8 protein-coding genes are annotated in these 8,622 nt (G+C 45.9%); all 8 read left to right on the plus strand.

Annotation, left to right across the window (positions count from 1 at the left end):
• Positions 1-1,940, plus strand: a 1,940-nt coding sequence (locus AAA021_RS09340; protein ID WP_349089011.1) for a fibronectin type III domain-containing protein, incomplete at its 5' end; no start/stop codon positions are given.
• A gap of 98 nt (positions 1,941-2,038) precedes the next feature.
• Entirely contained in the window at positions 2,039-2,968 is a 930-nt protein-coding gene (locus AAA021_RS09345) for a glycosyltransferase family 2 protein (RefSeq protein WP_117583720.1), read from the plus strand.
• 3 nt (positions 2,969-2,971) lie between these two features.
• Positions 2,972-3,994 (plus strand): NAD(P)-dependent oxidoreductase, encoded by a 1,023-nt coding sequence (locus tag AAA021_RS09350; RefSeq protein ID WP_117583719.1) that lies wholly within the window; start codon positions 2,972-2,974, stop codon positions 3,992-3,994.
• Positions 3,995-3,996: 2 nt separating this feature from the next.
• Positions 3,997-5,145 carry an ATP-grasp domain-containing protein gene (locus AAA021_RS09355; RefSeq protein ID WP_271740429.1) on the plus strand — a complete coding sequence of 383 codons (1,149 nt, stop codon included), beginning with the start codon at positions 3,997-3,999 and terminating at the stop codon, positions 5,143-5,145.
• 3 nt (positions 5,146-5,148) lie between these two features.
• Positions 5,149-5,499, plus strand: coding sequence for a transporter (locus AAA021_RS09360; protein ID WP_117583717.1), 351 nt, complete (start codon positions 5,149-5,151; stop codon positions 5,497-5,499).
• A gap of 75 nt (positions 5,500-5,574) precedes the next feature.
• Positions 5,575-5,862, plus strand: coding sequence for an EamA family transporter (locus AAA021_RS09365; RefSeq protein WP_349089019.1), 288 nt, complete (start codon positions 5,575-5,577; stop codon positions 5,860-5,862).
• Complete coding sequence (gene rffA, locus AAA021_RS09370; RefSeq protein ID WP_349089015.1) at positions 5,859-6,995, plus strand: dTDP-4-amino-4,6-dideoxygalactose transaminase; 1,137 nt, start codon at positions 5,859-5,861, stop codon at positions 6,993-6,995. The genes AAA021_RS09365 and rffA overlap by 4 nt, the downstream gene beginning before the upstream one ends.
• Positions 6,996-7,042: 47 nt before the next feature.
• On the plus strand, positions 7,043-8,622 hold a 1,580-nt coding region (locus AAA021_RS09375), incomplete at its 3' end, for an N-acetylmuramoyl-L-alanine amidase (protein ID WP_349089017.1).

The following is an 8,622-nucleotide window of genomic DNA, read 5'->3' on the forward strand; positions in this document are numbered from 1 at the left end:
ACGGCCGCTGGTCCTCCTTCGGCCCCGCCAGCCTCGTGCGCTGCAGGCCTGAGGGGACCGTCAAGCCCGCGCCCGCGGCGACCGCCGGCGACGGCAGCGTCGAGCTGTCGTGGGGCCGCGTGCCCGGGGCGAATCAATATGTAGTTTCGTGTTCGAACGGTAAGTCGTATAGATTGAAATCCCATCAAACTAGCGTTGAAATCAAGGGTTTGAAAAACGGTGAAGAATATACGTTCTATGTTAGGGCAAAGATTTACGACCGTTTGACCGCTCTTGAGGATACTGACTACATCACCTGTATGCCGTACTCTCTTATTTCTCCTAAGGTTAGCGTTTCTGCTGTTGGCGATGGGACGGTGGACCTTAAGTGGAATCCAGTTGCCGGTGCATTACGATATGCGATTGCATATAAAACAAATAAAGGATACAAGACTGTCACCTATGACTGTCTTAATACTGAATTCACCATTAATGGACTTACCAATGGTCAGAAGTATTCATTTATTGTTCAAGCTAATATTGATGGCCGCTGGTCTCCTTTTGGGAGCAAGGACCTTGTTACCGCTATTCCCGAAGATCCTAATGCTCCGAAGCCTCATTTAGAGAAAGCCACGGCGACCTCCTGCGTTCTTTCGTGGAATCAGATTCCTGGAGCAGAGAGGTACGCGGTTGCTCTTAAGACTGGGAATAGCTACAAGACGTATTCTCTTGATGTCAAAGAGCCCTCGTATCTGGTTTCTGGCTTGAATCCCGGTAGTACTTATCGTTTCCTTGTGCAAGCATTTGTAAATGGAAGATGGAGCTCTTCCTCGGACGCATATTTATGTGAAGCCGTTCTTGAGGACGTTCGTTCCCCTCAAAATGTTAAGGCCACTTGTGCTGGCGATGGAAAAATACAGCTTACTTGGGACTTTGTTCCCAATGCAACGCGATACGCGATTGCAGAGTATAAGAATGGCTCATATGTAACGTTCACGACTAATTGTTTGAGCACTAGCTATACGGTTTCCGACCTTACGAATGGACGCAATCACAGGTTTCTTGTGCAATCTTACGTAGATGGAGCCTGGTCTGCTTACGGTGATGCGCTGCTTGTGGACGCAGTTCCACATGGTGTAATTACTCCTCGTGTAACTGGTAAAGCTGGGGATCTTTGTGCAAATCTATCTTGGAGTAAGGTGTCGGGCGCCACGCGTTATGCTATCGCGGTAAAGACGAATAGTGGCTATAAAACTTATACATACAACTGCACTGGCAATTCGTATAGAGTTGAAGGACTAAGCGGTGGACAGACCTATCAGTTTGTCGTTCAGGCTTATCTCGATGGCGTATGGTCGCCTTTTGATGAAGACGACCTGGTTAGTGTAAAGCCGACGGGCACGAATGACACTGTATTTGGCATTCCGCGCCTAACCGTTGTTAATTGGCTGACGAGCCATCAATACAATGGCTATTATCTTGGTACTCGATATTCAAGTGGCTTTTCATATCAGACTTGCTTGTACCCTAACGGCGCTCCAGGGCCCGGGGGCTACACCGGTATGAACTGCACTGGTTTTGTTGCCCATGTATTTAGATCTCTTGGCGTAAACGTTGATGCAGTCGCAGCCAACAACAACCATACTCCGTGGGGTGCGGGGCCCGGCGGCGGCGGCTATATCAATGCGTGGCGCTGGTATGGTTATGCAATTGACTCTGGCTGTAAGGTTTATCACTTCAACACAGTTGCCGATATGTTGAATAGCGGATTGGCTAAGAAGGGCGATGTAATTTTCTTTAAAACAGATGGTTCTATCGATTGCCATATTGGATTTTTCTGGGGAGATAACTCCCATGACAATAAGATGTGGCACCAAATTTTGCCTGGCAACCTGATTGGCCCTTGTTTTAATAACGCTAATAAAAGTGAGGTTCGTCAGCAGTGTGTGCTCATCAAATAGGCCCGGCGTTCGTTTGATGATTGCCTTCACTATGATTTGACGGTTCGCTTAATCGAATGCATCATGAGTAGGTTATTAAACTCAATCTAAGGCTAGTTATGGATTTCTCTGTTGTAATTCCAGTTTATGGTTGTAAAGAGGCGCTGCCCGAACTGCATAAGCGAATCGTTGATGTTTTTGAAAAGATGGAGGCGTCTTTCGAGCTCGTTCTTGTTGACGACCACGATCCATATGATTCGTGGTCTGTTGTGCAGTCGATATGCGACGCTGATGAACGTGTGTATGGAATCAAGCTTGCTCGTAATTTTGGCCAAATTCGTGCAATCACTGCGGGTCTTGACTGTTGCCATGGTGATTGGGTTGTCGTAATGGATTGCGACCTTCAGGATAGGCCGGAGGCCATTCCCCAGCTCTATAATAAAGCTCTGGAGGGCTTCGATGTCGTCTTTGCAAAAAGGGTAGAGCGAAAAGATAGCGCTTTGACCATGGCGTTGTCTCGAGCTTTTTATAAAGTGTATGAGTATTTTACTGACGGTAGTTATGATCCTTCACTTTGCAACTTCAGTATTGCTCGTCGCGCGGTAATTTCTCAGTATTGTTCAATGCGTGAACATAACCGTGGATACACAATGTTTATTAAGTGGCTTGGGTTTAGGCAAACTGCGATAGAGATAGTTGGCGATGAACGCTTTGCAGGTGAGTCTTCCTATAGTTTTAGGAAAAAGCTAAATATGGCGTTTGAGCTTATTACCGCCCAGTCTAATAAGCCTTTGAAATTTGCGGTTAACGTTGGCTTTGCAATGTCCTTCGTTGCCTTGCTCGTTCTAATTGCAGCGATAGTTCAGAAAATCTGTGTTCCGGGAATTCAAGTTGGATGGACTAGCCTTCTTTGTTCCATCTTTTTTATGGGTGGGCTCATTTTGTCTGCAATTGGAATCGTTGGACTGTACGTCGGCAATATTTTTACTGAGGTTAAAAATAGACCTCTGTATGTGATTGAAAAAGAGTGCAATGGAAAGGATGAGTAAGCTATGGTAATTGTTATTGGAGCAACCAGTTTTATCGGTATGTATACCGTTGACGAGCTTGTCAAATCAGGCAAACAAGTTATTGCTACCGGTAGGAATGAACGACTTCGTCCTTTCCTTGAAGACATGGGTGCCGAGTTTATTAGTCTCGATATTACTAAGCCTGAAGATTTTTCAAAACTCCCTGCTGATAACGTCGAGGGCGTAATTCTTCTAGCTGGTTTGCTTCCTGCCAATGCAACTGCTGATTTGGTTAACGAAGAGAATGCCATCGATTACGTTAGAGTGAACACTATGGGCACAGTGAACGTGCTCGAGTATTGCAGGACGAATGGTATCAAGAAGATAATTTCCGCCACTACCTATGGTGATGTCTCTGGGGCATGGAGAAAGGACTATGCCATTACTGAGGATGAGCCCAGGAATTTCTCCTTTACTGGTGACCACGCTGTCTATACCATCACGAAGAATGCTGCCAACGATTTGATTGAGTATTATTCGCAGCAACATGGTCTTCAGGGGGCAGTGTTCCGTTTTCCTCCGGTTTACGGCGTTGGGCCTCATGGCACAATCTTAGTTGATGGTAAGCCGTACAAGTCTGCTATCCAAGTCTGGATCGAAAAGGCCGCGTCCGGACAGAACCTTGAGATATGGGGAGACCCTCATATCTCAAGAGACATTATCTATGTGAAGGATGTTGCTCGGGCATATCGAATGGCTTTGGAAAGCGATTCAACACATGGGCTTTATAACATGACTAGCGGGGTTCCTTTGGAGCTTGAAGATCAGGCTCGTGCAGTTATCGAGGTATTTGGCGACAGCTCTAAATCGAAAATCGTTTACAGGCCGGAGCTCAAGAACAACACCCCTTCATTTTTGTTCGATATGAGTAAGGCTGAGCGTGATTTCGGCTTTGTTCCAGCTTATAGAGACTATTATTCGATGATGCTCGATTATAAGGCTGAGATGGAAAGCGGCCGCTGGAATGATTTCGAAAAGAACTCTTCGGCCAATTGGGAGAAGTAAAGATGTCGAAAAAGCTCGCTATTATCGGTGCGTCTGATTTTCAAAATCCATTGATTCTTAAGGCCAAACAACTTGGCTTCGAAACGCATGTCTTCGCATGGGAATGCGGCGATATTGGCGAGCGCACTGCTGACTATTTCTATCCTATTAGTATTACCGAAATCGATCAAATTGCTGAGAAGTGTAGCTCTATCGGTATTGACGGTATTTGTTCTATCGGTACGGATCTCGGCAACATTACTGTATCTAAGGTTGCCGACAAACTCGGTCTGTGTGCCAATTCAGTTGACTGCATCGACGTATCCACAAATAAGCACTTAATGCGTGAAGCCTTTTTCAAAAATGGAGACCCTTCTCCTAAAAGCTACCAGGTGACCGACCTTACAGATATTGATGGTTTAGATCTCACTTATCCAATAATCGTAAAGCCTGTTGACAGGTCTGGTAGTCGTTGCATCACTAAGCTTCAGTCTTCAGAAGGACTTGAGGATGCCGTCCGCGCTGCAATCAATGTTTCCTTTTCTAAGGCATGTGTCGTTGAAGAGTTTTTTACTGGCATTGAATTTAGTGTTGAATTTGTTTCTTGGAAAGGCGAGCATCACTTTCTTGCACTGACGAGGAAATACACAACTGGAGCTCCGCATTTCATTGAAACTGGTCACTTACAGCCTGCACCCGTTTCAGATTCTTTACGTTCCAAAATCATTGAAGTTGTTTCTCACGCCCTAGATTCTTTGGGAGTTGAATTTGGCGCTTCTCATTCAGAGATTTTGGTTAATGAGAATGAGGATATTCGTATTGTCGAAATTGGTAGCCGCATGGGTGGCGACTGTATCGGCAGCGATCTCGTGGAACTCTCAACGGGAGTTGATTTCTTGGGTGCAGTAATTTCTGTTGCTACTGGGCGTGAACCCGACCTGAGTGTCTCTGAGCATCCTGAATGCGCCATGATTCGATTTATTTTTGATGGCGAAGACTTAGCGATGTTTCGACAAGCAGAATGCGATAGGAATGTGAGGGTCGAGCGAAGTTCTGTGGACAATGACATGGAGCATGAAATTGTCGATAGCGGCAGCAGATACGGCTTCTATATCCTGACTTCAGATTCGATTGATAATTTGGAAAAGTACTTGCCGAAGCGAGGCGTATAGAAATTGAAAAATGGACGCGTTTTCTTAGCGCTTCATCTGCTATTGGTTTTGTATTCCTGTAGCGGTATCTTAAGTAAGTTTGCGGCAGGCTATCCTTTTCTATCTTTCGGTTTTTGTGTCTGCTATGCCGGAATTATCATGCTGCTTGGCATTTATGCTATTTGCTGGCAACAAATTATTAAACGACTGCCATTAACGACAGCCTATGCCAATCGCGCCGTTACAGTTGTATGGGGTATGGTATGGGGTGTAATTGTCTTTAAGGAGCAGCTTGGCTTTCTTCAGGTTGCCGGAGGCATTATTGTATTAATTGGCGTGGCTTTGTTTGCCTCTTCAGATTCCGATGCTGCTTAGGAGGGAAGTGCTGTGGATTTTCGATATGCCTTGCTCCTTCTCCTCGGTGTTTTTATTAGTGCAATATCTCAAGTAATGCTAAAGAAGGCTGCTCTTAAGACGTATGACAGCAGGTTTCGAGAGTATCTGAACCCTCTAGTGATTTGTGCTTACTTCCTTTTCGTTTGTACGACCTTTCTTTCGATTTTTGCTTATAAAGGGATTCCCCTTTCCATGGGTCCGTTGTTGGAAGCCACCAGCTACATATATGTGACAATATTCGGTATTACGATTTTTCATGAGAAAATGTCTCGGCGGAAGTGGATTTCACTGCTTCTTATTTTGCTTGGTATCGGACTATATTCATTTGGAGCTGCTATATGATCAATTTTAATCTCCCGCCTTATGTGGGCACGGAAATGGAATATGTTCGAGAGGCCTGCGCTGTCAATCGTAAGATTTGTGGTGATGGTCCTTTTACCAAAAAATGTAGCGAATGGCTCGAGAACCGTTTTAATTCCAATAAGATCCTGCTAACGACTAGCGGCACGAGCGCGCTTGAGCTTGCAGCAATCTTATGCGACCTACATCCTGGTGATGAGGTGATTCTGCCTAGCTTCACTTTCTCTTCTACTGCTACGGCTTTTCAAATGGTCGGCGCCACTTTGGTGTTTGTTGACGTGTGCCCTGACACAATGAATATTGATCCCGACGCCATTGAGAGGGCGATAACTGATAAAACCAAGGTTGTCGTTCCTGTGCATTATGCTGGCGTTGCATGTGATATGGATCGAATCATGGACATCGCTACGCGCAACAACTTGTTGGTCGTTGAAGATGCGGCACAGGGTGTTTTGAGTTCTTATAAGGGTAAGGCTCTCGGCACTATTGGTCATTTTGGTTGCTATAGCTTTCATGAAACTAAGAACTATTCGATGGGCGAAGGTGGCGCGCTTTCTATTAACGACTCGCGTTACTGTGATCGTGCTGAAATTATTCGCGAAAAAGGGACTAATCGTCAGCGCTTTTTTAGGGGTCAAGTAGACAAGTACACTTGGGTTGATCGTGGGTCGAGCTACCTGCCTTCTGACATGAATGCGGCCTATCTTTGGGCGCAGCTGGAGCATGCTGATGAAATTAATGAGAACCGACTCTCAACTTGGCATTTTTATCAGGAGTCTTTAAAGCCGCTTGCAGATGCCGGCAAGATTGAGCTTCCCTATATTCCTGAAGGCTGCGAACATAACGCGCATATGTTTTACATCAAGTGTAAAGATCTTAAGGAACGCGGTGATTTTATCTCTTACCTTAAGGACCATGGTGTCCAAGCTGTTTTCCATTACATTCCTTTGCATGATGCGCCTGCAGGAAAGATGTTTGGTCGTTTTGACGGGGAAGACAGGTTTACTACTTCTGAAAGCAATAGGCTTGTCAGGTTGCCTATGTACTATGGTCTAAGCGATGCCGATAGGCATCATGTTGCTGACGCTGTTTTTTCTTTTTACGCCACTCGATAGATATTAAAAGGCGGCTTCTGGCCGCCTCTTTCTTTTAAGGACTGTATATGCAAAAGAGTATCCAGCGCTATTTGTTGACCACAATCTTTGCTATGTCATTTCTTTCTCTTTTTCTTGGTCATCCTGTTAACGCCTTTGCCGATAGCTCAGATGTAGATAACCTTTCGTTTATTTATATCGAGAAGAGTCACGTTGACCTCGGAGATGCGCAAAGAGTTGCTTTGGGCTTTGACGGGACGCTGTCGGATGAGCCTGTGGCACTGTATTGTGCAAATACTGCGTCTGAAGCCCTTATCCGATTCGATGTCACTTCCAGTGCTGACAACACATATCTTTTCTCTTCGAGCGTCTCTGCCGCTGGCGTTTATTCCTTGCTTAAGGTGGAGTATGCCTCTGGAGCAACTCGTATTTTTCCTGATGAAATTTCTGATCAGATGTTTAGCGCCGGTGAAGTGGCTGCACCGTATCGATTGCTGTCTGATGGCGACTCGGATGATCAGCTTGAGTCCGTGTTTACTGACGACACGGGTGCTTCGTTTGATTCGCTGGAATCCGCCGTCGATGTCATTTCGGAGAACTCTGCACGGGCGCGCAGCTGGGTCTTTGTTTTAGATGCTGGTCATGGCGGTTGGGATTCCGGCGCCATCGGCAATGGTCTTCGTGAGAAGGATCTTACGCTGAAAATTGCACGATATTGCCGTGACGAGCTCCAGAAATACGCGGGTGTTCGAGTTATTATGACTCGAGATTCTGACGCTTCCGTTACTGGTGTTGCCAATACTTCAAATGAGCTTATTGCTCGCGCACAAATCGCGAGAGACAACAAGGCCTCTTTGTTTATGAGTTTTCACATCAATTCAGGTGGCGGTACTGGAGCGGAAATATGGATTCCGAGGCCGGCTAAGTGGTACTCTTCATTTAATGAGCTCGGAGAGTCTCTGGGTCAAGATGTTTTGAACAGGCTTGTATCTGTTGGTCTTGTTAGCCGCGGTGCAAAAAATGATTATTACGATTTAAATGGTAAACAATTATATTACCCGGATGGTAGTAATGCAGACAGCCTTGCTGTCATTAGAAACTGCCGCCAGTATGGCATTCCGGCAGTATTGGTCGAACATGGTTTCATCGACAATAGTTATGATGCAGGACTTTTGGCCAACTCGCTATACCTTAAAAAAATGGGTCAGGCAGATGCCCTGGCCATTGCTAATCAGTTCGGCCTTTCGAAGGTAGCTAAACCTGATCCGGTGGTATCCGAGATGCGCGACGGTAAAATCAAGTTAAGCTGGGATTCGATCCCCAATGCATCTAAGTATGCCATCGCTTTGTGCAAGAGCGATGGCAGCTTCAATACCTACACGTATGATTGCACAGGAACTTCCTATGAAATCGATGGGCTTGAAAACGGAAAGACATATACATTTCTTGTTCAAGCGTATGCCAACGGTGATTGGAATACCTATACGTCTGATGATTATTTAACTTGTAAATTGATTCCTTCCCCCGAGGCTCAGGCCGAGGCGACCGGCGACGGCGAGGTCACCGTCTCCTGGAAGGCGGTCGCCGGCGCCGAGCGCTACGCCGTCGCCGAGAAGATGGCCGACGGCTCCTACAGGACCTACACGCT

It is taken from the genome of Collinsella sp. CLA-JM-H32, assembly GCF_040098165.1.
Taxonomy (GTDB): Bacteria; Actinomycetota; Coriobacteriia; order Coriobacteriales; family Coriobacteriaceae; genus Collinsella.

Excerpts from the sequence above, each read along its gene's own strand:
- AAA021_RS09365 (WP_349089019.1), top strand. The coding sequence starts at position 5,575 with ATGCTAAAGAAGGCTGCTCTTAAGACGTATGACAGCAGGTTTCGAGAG.
- AAA021_RS09345 (WP_117583720.1), top strand. The coding sequence starts at position 2,039 with ATGGATTTCTCTGTTGTAATTCCAGTTTATGGTTGTAAAGAGGCGCTG.
- rffA (WP_349089015.1), top strand. The coding sequence starts at position 5,859 with ATGATCAATTTTAATCTCCCGCCTTATGTGGGCACGGAAATGGAATAT.
- AAA021_RS09350 (WP_117583719.1), top strand. The coding sequence starts at position 2,972 with ATGGTAATTGTTATTGGAGCAACCAGTTTTATCGGTATGTATACCGTT.
- AAA021_RS09355 (WP_271740429.1), top strand. The coding sequence starts at position 3,997 with ATGTCGAAAAAGCTCGCTATTATCGGTGCGTCTGATTTTCAAAATCCA.